Source organism: Sulfitobacter sp. 1A12056, from assembly GCF_043558125.1.
GTDB lineage: Bacteria > Pseudomonadota > Alphaproteobacteria > Rhodobacterales > Rhodobacteraceae > Sulfitobacter > Sulfitobacter faviae.
On the sequence record NZ_JBIFFY010000003.1, the window covers coordinates 308,537 to 329,232 of the forward strand.

18 protein-coding genes are annotated in these 20,696 nt (G+C 58.3%); 11 read left to right on the top strand and 7 right to left on the bottom strand.

The window, feature by feature from the left end:
* Nucleotide 1 precedes the first annotated feature (1 nt).
* The 3 genes from ACGYLD_RS09665 to ACGYLD_RS09675 are packed head-to-tail and all read left to right on the top strand — an operon-like array spanning nt 2 to nt 4,379.
* Nucleotides 2–946 carry a hypothetical protein gene (locus tag ACGYLD_RS09665; RefSeq protein WP_271693308.1) on the top strand — a complete coding sequence of 315 codons (945 nt, stop codon included), beginning with the start codon at nt 2–4 and terminating at the stop codon, nt 944–946.
* Nucleotides 943–3,534, top strand: coding sequence for a hypothetical protein (locus ACGYLD_RS09670; RefSeq protein WP_394402312.1), 2,592 nt, complete (start codon nt 943–945; stop codon nt 3,532–3,534). Before ACGYLD_RS09665 ends, ACGYLD_RS09670 begins: the two co-directional genes overlap by 4 nt.
* Nucleotides 3,525–4,379: a glycosyltransferase family 2 protein gene (locus tag ACGYLD_RS09675; RefSeq protein WP_394402315.1), complete on the top strand. Its 855-nt coding sequence runs from the start codon at nt 3,525–3,527 to the stop codon at nt 4,377–4,379. The genes ACGYLD_RS09670 and ACGYLD_RS09675 overlap by 10 nt, the downstream gene beginning before the upstream one ends.
* Here ACGYLD_RS09675 and ACGYLD_RS09680 read toward each other — a convergent pair.
* Nucleotides 4,376–5,581 carry a glycosyltransferase gene (locus tag ACGYLD_RS09680; RefSeq protein WP_271693311.1) on the bottom strand — a complete coding sequence of 402 codons (1,206 nt, stop codon included), beginning with the start codon at nt 5,579–5,581 and terminating at the stop codon, nt 4,376–4,378. The genes ACGYLD_RS09675 and ACGYLD_RS09680 overlap by 4 nt on opposite strands.
* A 159-nt stretch (nt 5,582–5,740) precedes the next feature.
* Here ACGYLD_RS09680 and ACGYLD_RS09685 point away from each other — a divergent pair, with 159 nt between their 5' ends.
* Nucleotides 5,741–7,051 (top strand): oligosaccharide flippase family protein, encoded by a 1,311-nt coding sequence (locus ACGYLD_RS09685; RefSeq protein WP_394402318.1) that lies wholly within the window; start codon nt 5,741–5,743, stop codon nt 7,049–7,051.
* A gap of 5 nt (nt 7,052–7,056) precedes the next feature.
* Here the strand turns inward: ACGYLD_RS09685 and ACGYLD_RS09690 are convergent, their stop codons facing one another.
* The 5 genes from ACGYLD_RS09690 to ACGYLD_RS09710 all read right to left on the bottom strand — a co-directional run bounded on the left by ACGYLD_RS09690 (nt 7,057) and on the right by ACGYLD_RS09710 (nt 12,931).
* A complete protein-coding gene (locus tag ACGYLD_RS09690) occupies nt 7,057–8,358 on the bottom strand; it encodes a GumC family protein (protein WP_394402321.1) in 1,302 nt (433 codons plus the stop codon).
* Between the two features lie 114 nt (nt 8,359–8,472).
* Entirely contained in the window at nt 8,473–9,384 is a 912-nt protein-coding gene (locus ACGYLD_RS09695) for a CpsD/CapB family tyrosine-protein kinase (RefSeq protein WP_394402324.1), read from the bottom strand.
* A 71-nt stretch (nt 9,385–9,455) separates the two neighbouring features.
* The gene (locus ACGYLD_RS09700; protein ID WP_394402342.1) at nt 9,456–10,172 is read right to left on the bottom strand and encodes a sugar transferase; all 717 of its coding nucleotides are present in this window, start codon (nt 10,170–10,172) and stop codon (nt 9,456–9,458) included.
* A gap of 879 nt (nt 10,173–11,051) precedes the next feature.
* Nucleotides 11,052–12,203, bottom strand: coding sequence for a mandelate racemase/muconate lactonizing enzyme family protein (locus ACGYLD_RS09705; RefSeq protein ID WP_394402327.1), 1,152 nt, complete (start codon nt 12,201–12,203; stop codon nt 11,052–11,054).
* Nucleotides 12,200–12,931 (bottom strand): GntR family transcriptional regulator, encoded by a 732-nt coding sequence (locus tag ACGYLD_RS09710; protein WP_271693316.1) that lies wholly within the window; start codon nt 12,929–12,931, stop codon nt 12,200–12,202. Before ACGYLD_RS09710 ends, ACGYLD_RS09705 begins: the two co-directional genes overlap by 4 nt.
* Before the next feature lie 126 nt (nt 12,932–13,057).
* On the opposite strand from ACGYLD_RS09710, the gene ACGYLD_RS09715 reads away from it, so the two are divergent.
* From ACGYLD_RS09715 to ACGYLD_RS09745, 7 genes are all read left to right on the top strand, one after another.
* Nucleotides 13,058–14,683: a GMC family oxidoreductase gene (locus tag ACGYLD_RS09715; RefSeq protein ID WP_271693317.1), complete on the top strand. Its 1,626-nt coding sequence runs from the start codon at nt 13,058–13,060 to the stop codon at nt 14,681–14,683.
* A gap of 16 nt (nt 14,684–14,699) precedes the next feature.
* On the top strand, nt 14,700–15,758 hold the full coding sequence (locus tag ACGYLD_RS09720) for a TRAP transporter substrate-binding protein (protein ID WP_271693318.1): 1,059 nt from the start codon (nt 14,700–14,702) through the stop codon (nt 15,756–15,758).
* Nucleotides 15,759–15,881: 123 nt separating this feature from the next.
* Complete coding sequence (locus tag ACGYLD_RS09725; protein WP_394402345.1) at nt 15,882–16,298, top strand: TRAP transporter small permease; 417 nt, start codon at nt 15,882–15,884, stop codon at nt 16,296–16,298.
* Nucleotides 16,291–17,598, top strand: coding sequence for a TRAP transporter large permease (locus ACGYLD_RS09730; RefSeq protein WP_271693319.1), 1,308 nt, complete (start codon nt 16,291–16,293; stop codon nt 17,596–17,598). The genes ACGYLD_RS09725 and ACGYLD_RS09730 overlap by 8 nt, the downstream gene beginning before the upstream one ends.
* A gap of 3 nt (nt 17,599–17,601) precedes the next feature.
* A complete protein-coding gene (locus ACGYLD_RS09735; RefSeq protein WP_271693320.1) occupies nt 17,602–18,993 on the top strand; it encodes an aldehyde dehydrogenase in 1,392 nt (463 codons plus the stop codon).
* On the top strand, nt 18,990–19,259 hold the full coding sequence (locus ACGYLD_RS09740) for a UxaA family hydrolase (RefSeq protein WP_271693321.1): 270 nt from the start codon (nt 18,990–18,992) through the stop codon (nt 19,257–19,259). Before ACGYLD_RS09735 ends, ACGYLD_RS09740 begins: the two co-directional genes overlap by 4 nt.
* Nucleotides 19,249–20,409 (top strand): UxaA family hydrolase, encoded by a 1,161-nt coding sequence (locus tag ACGYLD_RS09745; protein ID WP_394402348.1) that lies wholly within the window; start codon nt 19,249–19,251, stop codon nt 20,407–20,409. Before ACGYLD_RS09740 ends, ACGYLD_RS09745 begins: the two co-directional genes overlap by 11 nt.
* Nucleotides 20,410–20,422: 13 nt before the next feature.
* Here the strand turns inward: ACGYLD_RS09745 and ACGYLD_RS09750 are convergent.
* On the bottom strand, nt 20,423–20,696 hold a 274-nt coding region (locus ACGYLD_RS09750; protein WP_394402333.1), incomplete at its 5' end, for an NYN domain-containing protein.

A 20,696-nucleotide genomic window follows, 5' to 3' on the forward strand; every position in this document is an offset into this window, starting at 1 on the left:
CATGGTCGCACTCTCACGCCGTCTCTTTTTGGGGGGCGCCGCGCTTGCCAGCCTCGGCGGCGGGTCTTGGGTCTTTCGCCGGGCACAGTTGCAGGGCCGGGCGGAGGAACTCTATGCCCCGCCGCTGAGCGCGCCTTCGGGGCCAATGCAGGTCTATCATCTGGGGCATTCGCTGGTGGGCCGCGACATGCCCGCGATGTTGGCGCAGTTGGCGGGGGCGGGGCATAGCTATCACAGCCAGACCGGGTGGGGCAGTTCGCTGCGCGACCATTGGGAGCCGGATGTGCCTGTGAACGGGTTCGCGCGGTCCAACGATCACGCGCAGCATCGGCCCGCCCGGGCGGCCATCGGCTCGGGCGATTACGACGCGGTGGTGCTGACCGAGATGGTCGAAATTGCCGATGCCATCCGCTATCACGACAGCCCCGACTACCTTGCCCATTGGGCGCGGCTGGCCCATGCCGCCCGGCCCGACACCCGCGTTTACCTCTATGAGACATGGCACCATACAGATGACGGCTACGGGTGGCTGAAGCGCATCGACCGGGACTTGGAGAAATACTGGCGGCGGCAGGTGATCTACCCCGCCTTGCAGGAAGCGGAGGTGCCCATTCATCTGATCCCCGCGGGGCAGGTCATGGCGGCCTTTGTCCGGGCGGTCGACGCCGCTGGCGGGGTGGGTGGTATCATCAGCCTGCATGACCTCTTTTCGCGCGATGAGAATGGCCGCCCCGATACGATCCACTTTAACGATCAGGGGGCTTACCTCGTGGCGCTGACCCATTACGCGACCCTCTATCACCGCGACCCGGCGGGGCTGCCGCACGAACTGCTGCGCGCCGATGGCACCCCGGCGCAGGCGCCAAGCGCGGAGGCCGCACGGCTGATGCAGCGGGTGGTCTGGGACGTGGTCCGCGCCCATCCAGACAGCGGGGTCGCGGCATGAGCGGTCTGGGCGGGCTGTTCTCGGTCTTGATGGTGGGCCACAGTCTTTTCGGGGCCGACGGGCCGGATATGCTGCAAGAGGCGCTGCGCGCCGGGGTGGGCCAAGGCGAAGTGCGCGCGCAGATCATCAACGGCGCGCCCCTGCGCTACAATTGGGATGAATCGGACCGGGCCGAGGGGGTAGATGCCCGTGCGCTGCTGCCCGAGGGGGACATCACCCATCTCATCCTGACCGAGGCGATCCCGCTGGCCAATCACACCCGCTGGTCGGACACCGAAGTCTATGCGCAGGCCTTCTTTGATCTTGCGGCGGCGGCCAATCCGGAAGTGAAAGTCTATCTGCAAGAGACATGGCATTCGCTGAAAAGCGGCAGCGGGGAGGCGGTGGCCTATGACGATCACGCCCATATCCCGTGGCGCGAGAGGTTGGAGAGCGATCTGCCCGCGTGGGAGGGGATCGCATCGGCGGTGCGCGCGGGGCGCAGTTCGGAGAAAGCGACGATCGAGGTGATCCCAGCCGGGCAAGCGATGGCCCGGCTGTATGATGAGCTCGCTGCCGAAAACCTCCCCGGGCTGACCGGGATCGACGCGCTCTTCGCGGATGACATCCATCTGAACGACCTCGGCCACTACTTCGTCGCCATGGTGCAATATGCCACGCTGACGGGCAAAGACCCGCTGGGTCTCCCGACGGATTTTAACGATCGCTGGGGCAAGGCTTTCGACACGCCCCAGCCTGATCTTGCCCGTGCCCTGCAACGGGTGGCCTGGGAGGCGGTGCAGGACTATCAGGGCGGTGCCGTGATGCCAGCGCCCCCCGCGACGCGGCCCGTCGCCGAGGACAACGCGCAGACCGCGCCGATTGCCCCGACCGGCCCGCCTGCGCAGACCCCGGTCAGCGATGCGCCCAAGACCGCGAAGCCCCTCGATCCGCCAACGCCATTTGAAATTACGACCCCGGAAGAGGCCGTTGCGGGCACCCGCGACATGGGCATCGGCCTCGCCGCCATTGCGGATTGGAGCGTGCAGGCGCCTTTCCTCGACCTGATGAAAACCGCCCGCCCGTGGCTTGGCCATGTGGCCGGGCGCTTTGGCGGGATGGAATATGCGCAGTTGGTCGAAGGCGGCTATCTCGATGCCGAGGGCTGGCCGGTGAAGATAACGCGCGAACTTGGCAGCATCGGCACGCTGATCCTCACCGACATGCCGGCACAGGCGACGACGCTCAAGGGCCGCTATCTGCTGCGCTTCGAAGGGCAAGGCGTGATTGAGGTCACGGGCCGGGCCGAGAATGTACGCTATGGCAAGAACGAGGTGCGGTTCGACTATGCGCCGGGGCCGGGCAGTGTCGACATTCGCATTCAACGCATGCACCGCAGCGACCCGCCGCGTGAGATCACCGTGGTCCGCGAAGACCGCGTCGCCGATTACGACGCCGGGGCGCGTTTCAACCCTGATTGGACGCGGCATCTGACGGGGATGAAGGTGCTGCGCTTCATGGATTGGATGGCCACCAACGACAGCCCCATCGCCACTTGGGAGGACAGTCCGCGCCCCGAGGACGTAACCTATGCCCTGCGCGGCGTCCCGGTGGAGGTGATGGTCGCATTGGCCAATGAACTGGGGATCGACCCGTGGTTCAACATGCCGCATCTGGCGGATGATGGCTATGTGACCGCCTTTGCGACCTATGTCGAAGAGGCGTTGGAGGGCGAGCGCAAAGCCTATGTGGAGTTCTCGAACGAGGTGTGGAACTGGCAATTCGCCCAGACCCAATGGGCCGATGAGATGGCGCAGGCCCGCTGGGATGAGGCCGAGAAGGGGATGCAGTTCTACGGCCTGCGGGCCGCCGAAGTGGCGCGCATCTGGACGGATGTTTTCGGCGGTGAGGCCGAGGCGCGGTTGCGCAATGTGATCGCGAGCCAAACCGGGTGGTTAGGGCTTGAGCGCGAAGTCTTGGACGCGCCGCTTTACGTGGCCGAGCAGGCGGGCAACAGCGCCCCCGCCACGGCCTTCGATGCCTATGCGATCACCGGGTATTTCGGCGGCGTGCTGGGGTTGGAGGAGAATGCCGAATTGGTCAGCGGCTGGCTGGCCGATAGCCTTGCCAAGGCCCGCGCCGAGGGGGAGGCGCAGGGGCTGAGCGGCGCGGCTTTGGCCGATTATATCGCGGCCCACCGCTTTGATGCGGCAACAGCCCTTGCGGCGCAGGACCTGCGCAACGGGGGCACCAGCGGTTTGGAGACCGACACGCTGGCCGATCTCATTGGCCGCGTTTGGCCCCATCACGCTGCCGTGGCGCGGGCGCATGACCTCGATCTGGTGATGTACGAAGGCGGCAGCCATGTGGTTGGCCTTGGGGCGCAGGTGAATGACGAAGGACTGACCGAGTTCTTTCACCATCTGAATTACTCCGCAGAGATGGGCGCGCTCTATACCGATCTGATGGCGGGCTGGCGGGCTGTTGGCGGGCAGCTTTTCACCCATTACTCCGACGTCTACGCCCCGACGAAATGGGGCTCTTGGGGGGCGCTGCGCTATCTGGCGGACGACAATCCGCGTTGGCACGCTTTGGCCGCATGGAATTGAACAACGGCGCGTTCCACGGGGTGAGCGTGTTGATCCCCGCCCATGATGAGGCCGACTGGCTGCCCGCCTGCCTTGATGCGCTCTGCGCTTCCGCGCCGCTGGCAGGGCCGGTTGAGGTGATCGTCGTGGCCAATGGCTGCTCGGACAACACTGCCGAACTTGCCCGCGCGGCGATCCCGTCATTCGAGGTGCGGGGCTGGGTGTTGCGGGTGCTGGAACTAGCCCAAGGCGGCAAGCTGGGCGCGTGGAACGCGGGCGAGGCGGCGGCGCGGGGGGCGGTTCTGGTCTATCTCGACGCCGATGTGCTGGTGTCACCGCCCTTGCTGAGCCAGTTAGAAGAGGCGCTGGCGGGGGACGCGCCGCGCTATGGCAGCGGGGTGCCACGGGTGACGACCTCGGGCGATTGGGTGACGCGCCATTACACGCGGTTCTGGCGGACGACCGGTTTCATGACCCATGGCGTGCCGGGCTTTGGTGTCTTTGCGATGAACCGCGCCGGGCGGGCGCGGTGGGGGGCGTGGCCCGATATCATCTCGGACGACACTTTCGCGCGGCTGAACTTTCGCCCCGAGGAGCGTATCGCCGTGCCCGCCCGCTATGACTGGCCGATGATCGAAGGTTTCGCGCCACTGGTGCGGGTGCGCCGGCGGCAGGATGCAGGCGTGGCCGAGGTCGCGCGGCTGTTCCCTGAATTGATGCGCAATGACGATCCCCATGACCGACTGCACCCCTTTTGGCGGCGGGCGCTGGCCGATCCCTTGGGCGCGCTGGTCTTTGTTGCCGTGCGGCTTACGATCCATGCGCCGGTTTTGCGCAGCTCCAACCGTTGGGTGCGGGGGCGCTAGCGGGCGGCTTCTTGCATGTGCTGGGCGAGTTTCGCCGCCTCGCGGGCGACATCATGGCGTGCAAAGACCCGCGTGCGGGCTTTCGTCCCCATTTCCTCTAACGCGGGGAGGGGGGCGTCGTGCAGGGCGGCCATCGCCTCGGCCAAGGCCGCCACATCGCCTGCGGGCACCAGCCATCCGGTCTCGCCCGGCTGCACCAATTCCGGCGTGCCTGCGATATAGGTAGCGATCACCGGGCGCGCGGCGGCCATCGCCTCCATCACCACGATGGGCAGGCCTTCGGCGAAACTGGGCATCACAAGCGCATGGGCGGCGCCGAGTTCCGCCGTCACGCGGGCTTCATCGACCCAGCCGGTCAGGGTGACGCGTTCTTGCAGGCCGTGGCGGGCGATTTCGGCCTCGATCGCGCCGCGCAGGGGGCCGTCGCCGATCAGGGTCAGATGCAGAGCGGGGTGGCTCTCGCGGAGCCGGGCCATGGCATCGATCAGGGCAAGCTGGCCTTTTTGTTCCACGAAACGTCCGATGGAGACGAGGCGGCGCGGGCCATCGGGCAGGGGGGCGGGGGCCGTGAATTTGGCGGGCTCAATGCCGCAATGCACGACCTTGATGCGCGGCCAATCCGCCGGGTCGGCCCAACGGCACAGCTGGCTGCGCCCGAACTGGCTGATCGCCACGGCAAAGGCCGCGTGGTGGGTTTTCGCACCGAGCGAAAGGGCGCGCGGGCTGTCGAATTCCTCGGGCCCGTGGGTGGTGAAACTATAGCGCGGCCCGCCCAACCTGTGGCAAAGCATCGCGACCATCGCGGCGTTGGTGCCGAAATGGGCGTGCAGATGTTGGATGTCGCTGCCCTCAAGCCGGGCGCGCAGATAACAGGCCTCGGCCAGATAGATCAGATGGCGCGCGCGCCCCGTCTCGGCCCGCCGGGCGGCTTGCCAGACATCGCGCAGCGCTTGGCCGAACCGCCGCGGCGCGCGCAGCATCATGCGCAAACTGGCACGGGCGAGGACGCTGCCACCGGCGGCCAGCACATAGTGCGTGGCTGCCATCTCGGCCTTGTCTTGTGGATCGACCAGCGGCACATCGGGGCCACGCATGGCGAAACGTTTCACCTCATGGCCTGCCGCTTCCAGCGCCGCGATCTCGCGCCGGATGAAGGAATGCGAGGGCTGCGGATAGGTGTTCAGAATATAGGCGATCTTCACGGGCGGTGCGGCCTTGGCTTGGGGCTGATAAACCTTGTTACCCGCCCGCTTGCCACTGGCACAAGGGCGGGCAAGGCTTTAGGCTCTCGCAGAGAACTGGCAGAGGCGCAGCAACGGGTGTTTTCCAAGCTTTCCCAAGCGGTAACGGGCAATCGCCTGATGGCACGGGCGCTGCGCTCGACCTCGTGGATCATCTTGGGCTACGGCGGGTCGCAGGCGATCCGGCTGGCGTCGAACCTGATCCTGACGCGGCTGCTGTTCCCCGAAGCCTTTGGCCTGATGGCGCTGATACAGGTGGTGATTGTCGGGCTGACGCTGTTCTCGGACGTGGGCATCGCCCCCTCCATCGCGCAGAGCAAGCGTGGCGATGATCCGGATTTCCTGAACACCGCTTGGACAATCCAAGCGATCCGGGGGGCGTGTCTGTGGCTGGCCGCCTCTGCATTAGCATGGCCAGTGGCGGCGTTTTACGACGAGCCGCTCCTGCTGACCTATCTCCCCATCGCGGCGCTGAGCCTTGTGGTGGCCGGGTTCAACCCAACGCGGATCGAAACGGCGCATCGGCATCTGCAAATGGGGCGGCTGACGCTGCTGGACCTGACATCGCAGGTAATGGGCATCGCGGTGATGATCTTGGGCGCGGCGCTCTATAAATCGGTGGCGGCGCTGGTGGTCGGCGGTGTGGTGAGCGCCTTGGCGAAACTGGCGCTGACCCATGCCTTCCTGCCGGGGCCGGGCAACCGCTTTCGCTGGGAGCGTCCGGCGGTGCGCGAATTGGTGCATTTCGGCAAATGGATCTTCCTGTCGACCATGTTCTGGTTCTTTGCCAGTCAGGGCGACAAGGCGATCTTGGGCAAGTTCCTCTCGCTCGAAGGGTTGGGCATCTACAATATCGGCTATTTTCTGGCCAGCTTTCCGCTGCTGCTGGGCCAGAATGTCACCGGGCGGGTGATGATCCCAATCTACCGAGAGGCGGGGGGCGGCGATCATCCCAAGCTCAAGCGGATGCGCTATGGGCTAAGCGGCGGGTTACTGGCGCTTTTGGTGGTCATGGCGCTGGCGGGGCCTTGGTTGGTCTCAATCCTCTATGACCCGCGCTATCTGCAAAGCGGCGCGATTCTGGTGATGCTGGCGCTGGCGTTGATGCCGCAGGTGATCGGGATGACCTATGATCAAGCGGCTTTGGCCGCGGGGGATTCGCGGCGGTTCTTCATCTCTTCGGCCTCAAGGGCCAGCCTGCAAGTGGGGCTACTGCTGGCGGGGGTGATCACCGCCGGTCTGCCGGGAGCGCTGATCGGTTTGGGGGCCGCGATGGTGCTGTCGCATCTAGTGCTGATCTGGCTCGCAAGGGCGCATGGCGTCTGGGACGCGCGGCATGATCTGACCTTCGCCCTCTTAGGGCTGGCGCTCGGTGCGCTGGCGCTTTGGTTGCATTGGGATCGGGTGCTGGGGCTGAGCGCCACAGTCTAAGCGGTTCAGCCCTTTTGTTTGCGGGCCATGCGCGCGGCGCGGCCCTCTTTGCCGGCCTTCAAGCGTTCCTGCCATACCTTGCCCAAGGTGCGGCGCTTTTCGCGGGGGCTGAGGTCGGGGATCGAGACGACAGGGATCAACCCCGTCTCGCGCGTCATTTGCCGGGCTGAGCGGATCACCGGGCGGCGCAGTTCCAGCAGGAAAGCCACGATCAGCGCCAGCGCCAAGCTGGCCATCCCGCCCACCGCCGCGCGTTTCTTGCGGCTGAGCGATACGGGGTAATCAGGCAGTTCGGCCTGCTCCAAGGTGATCAGCTTCTCGCCCCGCTGATCGGATTCGAGAGAGAATCCCACCTCCGCCTCATTCCGGCGGGCGGTGATCACCTCCAACTGGTCTTGCAACTGGGTCAGACGGCGTTCGAACCGGGCCAGCTCCCGCTCGACCTCGGGCGAGGTTTGTAGGCTGGCGGTCAGGGTCTCGCGCTGTTCTTGCAGCAGATCGCGCTGCGTGGTCAGGCTTTCGAGCGTGGCATCCAGCTCGGCCTGTTCGCGGGCGATGGTGGCGGCGCGGGCATCGGGGTTGACCCGATCGCGCGCCAGCCGCGTGGCGATGATTTCACGGTCAAGTTCAAGAATGGCGTCATTGAGGCTGCTGATCTCGCCGCGGCGAAACTCAAGACTGCCTTCGAGCGACAGGTCGTTTTCGGCCCGGTAATCGGCCAGTTCGGCCTCAAGCTCCGAAATGTCGCGGATCAGGTTCTGCTCTTGGCGCTGGAAAAACTCCAAGGTTTCTTGCGTCTGGCTCTGGCGTCGGGCGGCGGACATCTGACGCGTGCGGTCGGCGAATTCGCGGGCCACGGCCTGCGCATCGGTGGGGTTGTCCATCTCGGCGGTGAAGGTCATGACCGAGATGGTCCCGTCATCCGCATAGCCTTCGCGCGGGGCGGCGACGCCGGTGATGGTGACCGAACGGCGTAGCAGATCGACTTTTTCGGACATGCGCAATGCGGTCAGATCGTCATAAAGATCAAAGCGTTGTATGATATCGACCAAAGTGCCGCGCGCCATCAACTGCTGTTCGATCAATTGCAAACGCCGCGCCGAAGACCCTTCGACCGTAGAGGGGGCCAGATCATTGGCGATCTTGGGCTGCTCGATCTGGATGACTTCGGAGGATTGGTAGACATGCGGCGTCGCAAGCGCCCAATAGACCGAGGCGATACAGCCCAGAAGCGTGATCAAAATGATCACGCCCGCGCGGCGGCGGATCATGTCGATGAAGTCATCGAATGTATAGATCGGTCCCATGTGCCTCTTTCCAACCTGCCCAAAGCCCCCGACCGTTGCCCGGCGGAGTTTCCCCGCCTAGATCAGATGACTTGGGCGATAATAGGGCGCAAGCAAGGACGGCGACAGGGGGTGTCAGGCATATTTCGGCAGGCTAGAGGCCCGCGCCCGGTTCAGCACAATGCCCAAAAGCGGAACCTGACCTTCGAGCATCCGTTCGCACTCGCGCAGGTGACGCGCCATGGTCTGGCTGCCGTCTGAGATCAGCAAAACACCGTCTAGTTGCGGCAAGAAGGCCGAGAGATCGTCATGCTCCAGCATCGGCGGCATGTCGTAAAGGACGATTTCCGGCTGGAGGGAGGCCCGCAGGCGCAGCAGGGTCTCCGCCGTGGCGCTGTCTTGCAAGATTTCGGCGGCGTTCACTTCGGCCCGGTCGTTCAGGCCGAGGGCAAGCGTATCGCTTACCCGCAGCATCCCCTTGCCGAGGTCGGCACGGCCACTGAGCAGATCGCTCATCGCGCCGGGGGCCTGCATGTCGAACGCACGGGCCAGACCGGGGCTGCGCATGTTCATGTCCATTAGCACGGTGCGCGATCCCGGCACGCGCGACAGGCTCAGCGCCAGATTGGTGGCCGAAAAGCTGTTGCCGCAGCCCGAGGTGGGGGCGGTGATGGCGATATTGACCCAGCGATGCTCTAACGTGGTTTGACGCAGGCGCGTGCGCAGCAGGTCAAAGGCCCGCGCGGCGGCGCTGTTGCGATGATCGTCGACCAGCGGCATGTCGCCGCCGGGGCCGGGGGTGGCGATGGGCAAATCTTGCCAGCGCGGCGCGCGGTCGTCACCGATGTAGCGGGAAACGGCAGGGGCGGCGGGCAGGCTGTCTTCAAAGGTCAGGTCGCCTTCGGAGAAATCGCCGTCGAACTCATCTTCATGGTCGATCACGGTGCGGCGCGGGCGGATGCTGTGGCGCATCCCCGGGCCGCCGAACTGCGCCGTCACATCGCTGTTGTCCGCGCCGAGGGCATCGGATGCGTAGAGGTCTCTCATCGTCTTCCCTTTCGATTTCTTGAACATGAGGCGCTGGATTTCTCGTAATTGCCGGGCGCGGCGAGCATCGCTCAGCACCCGGTTCGGCGCAAGACGACGCCGACGGTTTTCAGCAAAATGGTCAGGTCCATCGGCAGCGACAGATTGCGGCGATAGGCGGCGTCGACCTCATTGCGATAGGTGAAACGGCTGTTGTTACGGGCCGAGACCTGCCACAGCCCAGTGATGCCAGGGCGCAGCGCGAAATAGGCTTTCGCATCGCCGTACATTTCAAGCTGGTCGGGCATCATCGGGCGCGGGCCGATCAGGCTCATGTCACCTTTGAACACGTTCCACAGCTGCGGCAGCTCATCCAGCGAGGTGGCGCGCAGAAAAGCGCCGACCCGCGTAATGCGCGGATCGTCCTTGAGCTTTTGCATCTCGTCCCATTCGGCCCGTATCGCGGGGTTCGCGGCAAGGTAGCTCTCCAGCACCGCGTCGGCATCGCGCACCATGGTGCGCAGCTTCAGGATGGAGAATCCTTTGCCCCCCCGGCCAAGGCGCTTTTGCGTATAGAAGGGCTGACCGCTTTCGATCCACAGCGCCAGCGCGCAAAGCGCGATGATCGGCAGGGCGATGGGCAGGGACGCGAGGATCAGCAGCCGGTCGAGAAGCGGTTTCGCGTAGCGGCCATAAAGGCCGGTCGGACGCAGACGAAGGGCCGCCAGCGCCCGCGGCGCGGGCAGCACCGCAGTCCCCGCCATGGCGGGCTGTGCACGGCCCAGCACAGGACCGGCGATCACTTCCATCGAGCCATAGGCATGGCTGTGTGCGTCAAAGTACTTCATTCCAAACCCCCCAGGGTTCAATCGCATTCATTCGGACCGTTTCGGCCACGGCGCCTTCGCACCGCTCCGTCTCAACGACCTATCCGGCCTATACGTTCAGGTAGGATATGTATCATTTGTTACCACCTTTTCGCCTTATTCGATCCTTTTTCTCAGAAACAGACTGTTTCGCGGGGCGGCGGGCAGGTGGGAATTTAGGAGTGAGTTGAGGGCCTTATGGGGGCGCCATGGGGTGCAGATGTGTGGCGTTCGATGGTGGAGGGGAGGGCGTGCGCAGGCGTAGATGAGATATTAAGTCGTTAATAAATATGAGACTTATAGGGTTCTGAAGTTCCGGGTAATCATCTGTCTTAGGTGTCGGCCACTAAGCTTATGTGCCTTCGGATAGCGAGGTTGCAGAGGCACAAGCCACCAGCCATCGCGCAATTCTCACAATAATGTCAGGGCGATAAATGGGCGACAGTTGGGCGCAGGGCGCAGGCGGGCAAGCGCCAAAACCCCGGATCAGCTGCGCGATTCCGAGGGGATTCTTTAGTGCCTCTGGAGGCTTGTCTTTGAATTCTGGAGAAGAAAAGTGGCAGCCCGTAGGGGAATCGAACCCTGAGCATAAGTAGCTGATTTTTAACAACACAGTGTCCCACGCCCTCCCTTAACGAAGCCTATAGAATTCAATGGTCTATGAGATGGGTGTCCCACGCCGCTGGGTGTGTCCTTGAAGTGTCATTCACCAAGGCTTCGGTCGTCCGGGTGCTATAAAGGCAGCTGAGTGTGTTTCGCCCGATGGGCCGACGAGATCATCTCTCACTGCGACGCCGAAGTATAAACGCTGCCAAACCTACCTTAACCGCCTTTAGTTAGCTCTATAGACGAAGTCCTGTAGCGCAGAAGGGATTTAGGAAGTTCATCGACCCCTAATCCAGGGCTATGTTGCAGTTTCCATTTTCCATCTTTCACATGGTGGGTGGTCGACACGATCTCTTCCCGTAACGGGTTAGGATTAACATCAAGTTCCAGAATTCCATCTCCACCCACGCTGGCCAGCAGCTCTGCTGAGGCCGCCAATCCAATTCCGCCGCCTAAGTAATGAGGGCAGTACCGTTTGCCATAGGCTAACGTGGCTGATCCGATTCGGTAGCATCCGCTAAGGCCGCCCCACTTGATGACATCCGGCTGAAGCACGGCCATGGGACTCTTCGTAATTGCATGTGCGAAATTTCGATAACCCGAAATATTCTCACCGCCCGCAAGCGGAACATCAATCATATCCGCTAACCGATCCAAGTCCGAAAGCGGCGCGTAAGCTGGCATAGGCTCCTCTGCCCACATAAGCTCATCTGCGCTGAAACTTTGCAAAAAGGCACTTGCTTCAGCAATTGACCATCCCTGGTTCGCATCGATGGCTAAAGTTTGGTCCGAAGCAAGCTCCGACAGGATTTCCTTAACGGCAGCGGTCTCATCGGGCCCAAACCCAACTTTCACTTTGAAGATGCTGAAACCGTTGGAAGCAGCATTCTGGATAATTTCCTGAGCTGCATGTAGGTGTATTCCACTGGCGTAAATTGGAACAGCAGCGGGCGCATTACCGTTCAATAGTTCCCGGACTGGCAAACTTGCCCTTCTTGAAAACAGATCCCACATCGCTATGTCGAGCCCGGCAATCACCTGTCTGAACGGCCCTTCCTCGCCGCATTGCAAGGCTCTTATTTGGGTTGCGCGATCCAAAAACTTGAACAGGTCCCCTGGCGCTTCAAATCGTCGCCCCATGATAAGCGGCGCGATATCATCGCGTAACAAGTTGACCCGGTGTTCGGCTCCCGCAGACGGCCAGTTTGCAAAGACTTCTCCCCAGCCGAATGCCCCATCTTCCGTTTCAAGGCGAACAAAGACAGCCGGCCGGTCCCGCATGATTCCGAATGAAGTCTCCACGGGAGTGTCGATCGGAGCGCGATATGCGAAAGCATTAATCCGGGTAATAGACATTCCCGTATTCATGCCAAGAGGTCCATATCTAAGCGGATATAGTCGCCTCGATAGACCACATCTGCCAAATATATTATGGTTCCATCGTTGTCACACAACACTCGGCGTACTTCGGCGATCGGCGCACCTATTTCCAGATCGATCAGCTTCGCGGTTTCCATGTCACACCGATCGATGAGCAGCGTTTGACGCGCTGTTGCGACGTTAATTTCGGGTTCATCCCAAAGCACTGGTAGAGCAAGGTCTTTCCGCAACCGAGCTTCATGCTTTTCGAAAATGGGCTTAGCGAAGTAGAGGGTAATAATGCAATATGGCTTTGCTTTACGCGCATGCACGCGGCGCAGCATGTGATATCCGCTATCGCATATTGACCCATCGTAGTCACCTTCTGGAAGGTTTGCCTCTGTGTCATCCAAGAGGATAAGGTCGGCCTCGTCACCGCGATACATCTCTACAAGGTCTGTTAGGCTGGTTTCGACCTTGAGTGGGCGAAGGCCATCTGGTCTCGCGAGAACGGTAGTCCCGCGGCCACGTTGTGCAAAAACCAGTCCTTCTTCTTCAAGTATTTTAATTGCTTGGCGTACTGTAACTCTCGAGACTTTGTACTCTGAGGTAAGCTGTTCGATGGTTGGCAGCTTTTCGCCTTCCGCCCAAACGCCGCGAGCAAGCCGCTGTCGCAATACTTCTGTCAGTTGGAGATAGAGAGGGGATCGTCCCTGTCTCAATGGCGTTTGGCTCATTTCAAAGAGGCCTCGTGGTCAAAAAAGTTGTATAGTCCTATTGTTAGCACTTTATGCTTGTATGCAACCCCGAATCGCACTTATGTCTATAAGTAGAACTTTAGAATTAATCGCGGGGTCGAGGCAGTGCAGGGATATGACTATGTCATAGTTGGGTCGGGTACCGCAGGCTCCACCCTTGCGAACCGCCTCTCCGCAGGCGGTCACTTCAGCGTCCTCGTTCTTGAAGCGGGTGGGGAGGATCGCGGATTTTGGCTCAAACTTCCAGTTGGCTATTTTCGTTCAATATATAATGAGCGTGTTTCACACCTTTACCGAAGCCAACCTGATGATGGGATCGCTGGACGGCAAATGGATTGCCCTCGTGGTAGGGTGGTAGGCGGCTCCTCTTCGATAAATGGGCTTATTTATATCCGGGGTCAGCGCGAAGATTACGACGATTGGGCCGCCCTTGGCGCAGATGGATGGGGCTACGGAGACGTGCTGCCCTATTTTCGAAGCGTAGAGTCTTATCAAGGTCCGCCTTCCCAGTTCCGTGGAGCTCATGGACCTCTAAGCATTTCGGACCTTCGTAATGAGAATCCTGCCTGTCATGACTGGCTCGAAGCCGCAAGAAATGCGGGCTACCCCAGTAATTTAGACTTTAATGGTGCTGAGTCCTATGGCGTGGGAAGCTATCAACTGACGCTGCGGGGAAGATGGCGTGATAGTGCAGCTACGGCATTTCTAAAGCCAGCGTTAACCCGCAAAAATTTGACCCTTCGAACGCGAGCTCAGGTTACGCGGATCCTATTTGAAGGCGATCGCGCGGTTGGAGTGGCCTACTTAAAAGAGGGAAGGGAGTATGAGGTACGCGCTGACCAAGAAGTGCTGCTTTGCGGTGGAGCTGTGCAAACTCCTCAGCTGCTCCAGCTCTCGGGCATAGGGCCTGAAACCGTTCTCGAAAAGGCGGGAATTAAGCCGCAACATGTCTCGCCAGAGGTGGGGAGGAACCTGCAAGACCACCTCCAGATGCGTACCATAGTTGAATTATCGGACAAAAAAGACTCTCTAAACGATCATGTGTGGAATCCGCTTAAGCTTGCGGGCATCGGACTGGATTGGCTTTTTAATGCGCGGGGGCCCTTGACTGTTGGGGCCGGGCAGGTCGGTGGTGCGGTGCGAACAAAGTATGCACAAGGCGATCGCCCTGATCTTCAGCTGTTTGTAATGCCTCTGTCGGTAGATAAACCGGGTGCGCCTCTTCACCGCTATTCCGGTTTCACCACTTCGCTATGGCAATGTCATCCTGAAAGCCGAGGTAGCATCCAAATTACGTCAGCCGATCCGTTTGCCGATCCCGAGATACGACTCAATTACCTTAGTACCCAGCGTGATCGGGATGTCATAGTCGAGGGTGTCCGGATCGTTCGACAGCTGTATAATGAGCAGCCTTTCCGCGATCGTTGGAAAAATGAAGTCGTGCCGGGGTCTGAGGTCCAGACTGACGAAGAGATCTTGGCAGCGGTCCGGCGTATGGCTGGTACGGTATACCATCTTGTTGGCACTTGCCGCATGGGCTCAGACGATTGCTCGGTCGTTGATCCTCAGCTCAGAGTGCGGGGCGTAAGAGGGCTCCGCGTTGTGGATGCCTCAGTCATGCCGAAAATCACTTCCGCAAATACCAATGCGCCGACGTACATGATCGCGGAGAAGGGAGCCGCAATCATTCTGGGAGAAGCTGGAGCAACCCATTTGCCCAGTAAAATTTAACAGGAGGAGGAAAATAATGAAACATTTCTTTAATGCTGCGGCAGTTGGTCTTGCGGGAGCGATATTCGCGCTGCCAGCTATGGCTCAGGAGCACAATCCGTTCGACTGGCGCTCGATCCCTGAGCAGGAAGATCAGATCACAATGAAGATTGGCCATTCGGTAAACATGGAATGGTCGTCACATACTGCAACGCTGAAAAGGTTTGCAGAATTGGTAGCAATCTATACCGACAACGAGATTCGCGGCGAAATTTACCCCGGCGCACAGTTGGGTGGAGAGCGCGAAATGTTGCAACAGGCACGTCAAGGTGCATTGCATGTTACCTTACCCGCGACCAACAACGCGGCAGCTCTCGCGCCTTCACTTAACGTGTTCATTCTGCCGTATCTCGCGACGTCAACTGACCAAGTAAACTATCTTCAGGACGAGTTGACGCCCTATCTCGTGCCGCGCGTCATTAAAGAGGCAGGTGTTCGCATCGTCGGATGGGAAAATTCGGGCTGGCGGTCGTTCTTTTACAAGTCCGACAATCCAATAGAAAAGCCCGCTGACCTTGCCGACTTGAAGATGCGTGTACCCCCTAACCCGATTATGATTGCCTCGTATGAGGCTTGGGGCGGCAAACCAACGCCAATCGCGTGGTCGGAGCTGTATAGTGCCCTTCAACAGGGTGTCGTCGAAGGGGGAGACAACCCGGTGCCCGACGTCATGGGCATGAAGTTCAATGAGGTAGTCAACCGTATGACCACCTTTCATTACACAATCTTAACTCACCCCATCATGGTTTCTGAACGGTGGTTCCAAGGTCTGTCAGAAGACCATCAAGAGGCAATCTTGCGAGCGGGTGAAGAGGCAACGCAGTATATTCGCTGGTGGCAACCTTTAGATGCCGAGCGTTATTGGGACATGGCACGCGAGGCCGGGATCGAAATAACAAAGATTGAGGATGAGACCGAGTGGATGGAGAAGGCTCGGGCCATCTGGCCGGATTACTATGACGCGATCGGACCGGATGGCGAACAAGTTGTCGAGAAGGCACGCGAAATCCTCGACGGTTACCCCGGCGACGAATGAAGCCTACATAAACGAAATTTCGTCAGCCCATCCGGGCTGACGGGAACTCGAATGATGGAGATCTGCTAAATGGCAATCCTGAGGACAATCTTGTTCATAATATCTGCAGCTGGGATTGCCCTAATGGTGGCTTCTCTTTTTCTGCAAGTGTCGGCGCGAGAATTAAATTTGGCAGTTGACTGGACTGAAGAGATTAGCCGGTTCGCCTTTATATCCATGGTGTTTTTTGCAGCTGCATACAGCACGCTGACTCGCTCGCACCTTCGTGTGACCGTATTCGCAGAGTTAATGATAAAGTGGATTGGTAAGCGTCCAATTCAATTTGTGCACACAATCATCTTACTCTGCTTCGCCGGGGTTATGGTGGTATTTTCAGGGCTCAATTTCCTTGATGGGCTAAAGTATCCCAATATTTCTCCGGCCATTGGGTTCAATCAAAACCACCTATTCGTGGCGATGTGTACTGGGTTCGTTGTCATATTCCTTATCCACCTTAGAGACCTATTGGTACTTATGACTGGGGGTACTCTTCATGAGTGATGTCGTCATAGTGCTTCTGACACTGTTCCCGATTTTACTACTGATCGGCCTACCGATTTATGCCGGGCTTGGGATTACAGGATTGGTAATCAGCTACATGACCGATGCGCCATTGGTCTTTGCCACCCAGAATGTACTAAATGGATTGGATAAATTTCCGCTTCTCGCCATTCCAGGGTTTATCCTTGCAGGTAACATCATGGAAAGGGGTGGAATCACTGGAGACATCATCGGCCTATTCCGAAGCGCGTTTGGCCATATTCCAGGCAGTCTCGGTCTGGTAACGATTTTTTCGTGTATGTTTTTTGCGGCAATATCGGGCTCAGGCCCCGGAACAGTTGCAGCGATTGGCGCGATCATGATTCCGGCGATGGTCAAGTACGGCTACCCGCCTGCATATGCCGCGAGCGTTTCGGCTACTGGCGGGACACTCGGTGTAATGATCCCACCTTCGAACCCCCTGATCATTTACGGTATTATTGCTAATGTCTCAATTGCGGATCTTTTCGCTGCCGGGCTCATTCCAGGTATCCTGGTTGCACTACTCCTTGCCGTAGTAGCTTATGTTATGGCGCTCCGTACGGGGGCTGTTATGCAGGCGCCAGTTGACGAACCGGGCGAAGAACCGAAACCTCGTATCCTCAAGCTTGTCTGGAATGCGAAATTCGCGCTTTTTCTACCACTTTTTATCCTCGGCGGTATTTATCTTGGGCTTTTCACACCTGTCGAAGCCGCAGTTTGCGCCGTAGTCTACGCCCTGATTGTAAGTGTTGTAGTGTATCGCGAGTTAACTTGGGCGCGGTTGATGGAAGCTTTCGAAAATGCGGTGCGCCTTTCCGGCGCCTTGATGATCATTGTAGCATGTTCCACACTTTTTGCGACAGTAATAACTTTGGAGCGTATACCGCAGGACGTGGTGGATGTGTTTGGAGGCCTCACTGATAGTCCGGTAAAACTGCTTATCCTGATTTGTGCGTTACTAATCGTAATTGGTACTTTCATGGAAACCATGAGTGCTATCATCATTTTGGCGCCGATTCTCGTTCCGCTGGTAAAAAGCTATGGGATTGATCCTGTTCATTTCGGAATCATTCTGATCGTGACAGTCGAAATCGCGTTCTTAACTCCTCCCCTCGGCGTAAATCTTTTCGTTGCGAGTTCGCTGGCCAAAATCCGGTTTGAAAAGGTCGCCGTAGCAATTTTGCCCTACGTGGCAACATTGGTCATCGCCATGCTGATCTTAATTATCATTCCCCAGATCAGTCTGTGGCTGCCAGAAACCCTTAGATCTCTCAGGTAGGTTATGTCTAAACTTAAAATTTCTAATCCAGCGCACCCCGAAAAAATTGTTGCGCATTACGACGAAACCGAAGCCAGTGAACTTGACGCAATAGTAGATAGAGCTCGGGAAGCTCAATTGACTTGGGCGCGGGTTCCTCAACCTGAACGTGGTCGCATCTTGGGTGCATTCTTTGATGCACTGGAGGCACGTACGGATGAGATTGCGGAGAGGATCACGTTGGAAATGGGTAAATTGCTTCGCGAATCCAAAGGTGAGATTGGTAAGGGTCTCGCAGAGGCCCGTGCAACGATTTCACGAGCTGGCGCTCCTCTGGGAGAGGTGCTGCCGTCACAAACCCACGGCGTGGGAGCATATTCAACTCGACGGCCACGCGGTGTCGTTCTTGGAATTAACCCATGGAATTTTCCATTCTCTACTCCAATACGCAAATTGGCGCCCGCGCTCCTCTATGGTAATGCGATCATATTAAAACCAGCCAGCCTATGCCCTGGGGCAGTGGTCCTCATCGAAGAAGTCGCGCGTGATTTTCTCCCTCAGGGATTACTGACAGTTGTAATTGGTCCCGGACGAATGGGACAGTTTCTTTGCGAGCACCCAGGTATTGATGCGGTCAGCTTTACCGGCTCCGTAGAAGTAGGCAAGAAAGTTGCGATCGCGGCAGTATCGCATTTGTCCGAAGTAAGCTTGGAGCTTGGGGGGAAAAACCCAGTCATCCTAAATGACACCTCGGATATTGGATCTGCGCTGGACCAGATAACTGCTGCAGCTATGGCAGTGTCGGGTCAGAGGTGTACAGCAATCAGCCGAGTCATTGTACGTGAGGAAATTTTTGATTCAGTTATCGACGGGCTGACACGCCGCTTTAGCGCTCTCAAACCCGGCGATGGTACCGACCCGAATAGCGGCCTCGCACCCTTGTCTTCAGGCCAACACCTGGAGGATGTTGCTGGTTTTGTCGATCGAGCCCGTGCTGCCGGTGCAACAATAGAAGTCGGCGGAACCTTAGTAGATACGAACTCCGGCGGCCATTACTACCCGGCGACTTTGATTTCGGGCGTGACGCCCGATATGGAGATCGCCCGCGATGAGGTTTTTGGGCCGGTTGTCGCTGTACTTCGCTATAAAGATATCGACGAGGCTCTCCAAATCGCCAATGGCGTTGCTTTCGGTCTATCTTCGTGTCTGTACTCCGAACAGAGCCCAGTGATCGAAGCATTTGTTAATTGTAGCGAAAGCGGAATGATCCACGTTAATGCTGGAAGCTTTCCCGAAAACCACATGCCGTTTGTGGGTGTCAAGGACAGTGCTCTCGGCGTGGGTGGATCAAACGGGGCATCGACCATTCAATTCTATACTACTGAGCATGCTGTCTACCGGAAAGACCGCGCATGACTGAAGAACGGGCAATCACTCGGGGGGGGCGTATGTCCTTAACTGTGCATACCGCAGATAATGTGACGACAGTGCTTGATGCGAAAGAGACGGTAAACCGTTTGGCTGACGGTAAAGACTGTGCATTAGGTGTCCCCTTTGGTCACAAAGTCGCAATCTGCGCAATTCGGAAGGGAGAACCGATCATTAAGTACGGTATCACCATTGGTACCGCGAGCGAAGATATCTGCATTGGAGAGCACGTGCATGTCCATAATGTGGCCTGAACCCGGTTTGGGTTGGGCGCGAACCGATAGCGCGCCAGGTATCAGAAATCATGTCATTGCTTTCTCAACGGTGGCACTGGCTGACCGTGCGGTGGCGATGGCCGCGGAGAGGGTTCCCGGGTCGCTTGAACTGCTGCCACAATTTGAACGAGGGCTTCGTGGAAATGATGCAACACTGCAGGCGGAGGTCATAAAACGAGTTGTGCAGCATCCCAATGTTGGCGCCGCTCTCGTTGTCACTCATGATCGCGCTGCTGCACTTGCGTTGGAAGCTGAGTTTTCAGTCCTTCCGAAGCCTATAAAAGTTTGTGCGTTAATGGGCTTCAGCGGTATGGAAAGTGCCGTTTCTGAAATGGCGAATTTGCTGGAATTTCTATCTGATCAGGCAGCACAGAATGAAAAGGTCGAACTTCAATGGAGAGATTTGACTGTTGCTTTGGAATGCGGTGGGTCGGATGCCACTTCTGCGATTTGCGCCAATCCTGCTATCGGGCGTTTTGTCGACCATCTTTTGTCCAGAGGTGGTCGCGCGATAGTGTCAGAAACAGCCGAGTTCTTAGGTGGCGAACATGTGGTTGAGCAGTCTTGCGATAGTCCTGCTATTGCTAAGGAAATAATCGCGCGAATTCAATCTGTTGAGAATCTGATGCTGGCCGATGGACACGATTATAGAGGTGTAAATCCTACGCAGGAAAATATCGAAGCTGGTCTGACTACGCTTACAGAAAAGACTATGGGCGCCTTGTGTAAAATCGGTAAAAATCGGTTTTCTGGCTGTCTTGATTTCGCCGAAGCGCCAGAAGGGCAGGGGTTATTCTTTATGGATACCCCGTTCTTTAGCCCAGTGTCATTGTCTGGAATGATATTGGGAGGTGCACAGGTTTCCTTGTTTGCTATGGGCGTCTTTAATCCTTCAGGAATGCCGCTTGCGCCGACCATCAAAATCTGTGGCAATACACGGACGTTAGAGGATTGGGGCGCGAGTATCGATATTGACGTAGCCCATATTCTTACCGGCGCAATAGATTTAGATGAGGCAGCACAACTAATTTCTCGATCTATTCGAAATCTATCTCTCGGAGAGAAAAGTAAAGCAGAGTTCTGGAGCGAAGGTCAGATGATTATCCCCCGCACAGCTCCAGCCCTATGACCTTTGTTCCGTGCTACTGAAGTCTGGCGGTAAGTTGGGTAAAACCACCATCAAAACATGCGATTACGAAACAACGTATATCTTTGGATAGCACCAATTCCAGCGCATCCAGTGCCACAAGTATGTCAGCGGCGTTCTTACCGGTTTCCCCACGCAGCACTCGGTAGCCAATTGCACCATGCCGGCCAGAGGGGGTAATCCCCCCCGATCTTAAGGGGATGCGGAAGTAGAATTTTCTCGGCAGGATGAACGAGGAGATTCCGATGAAGAAGACACGTTTTACCGAG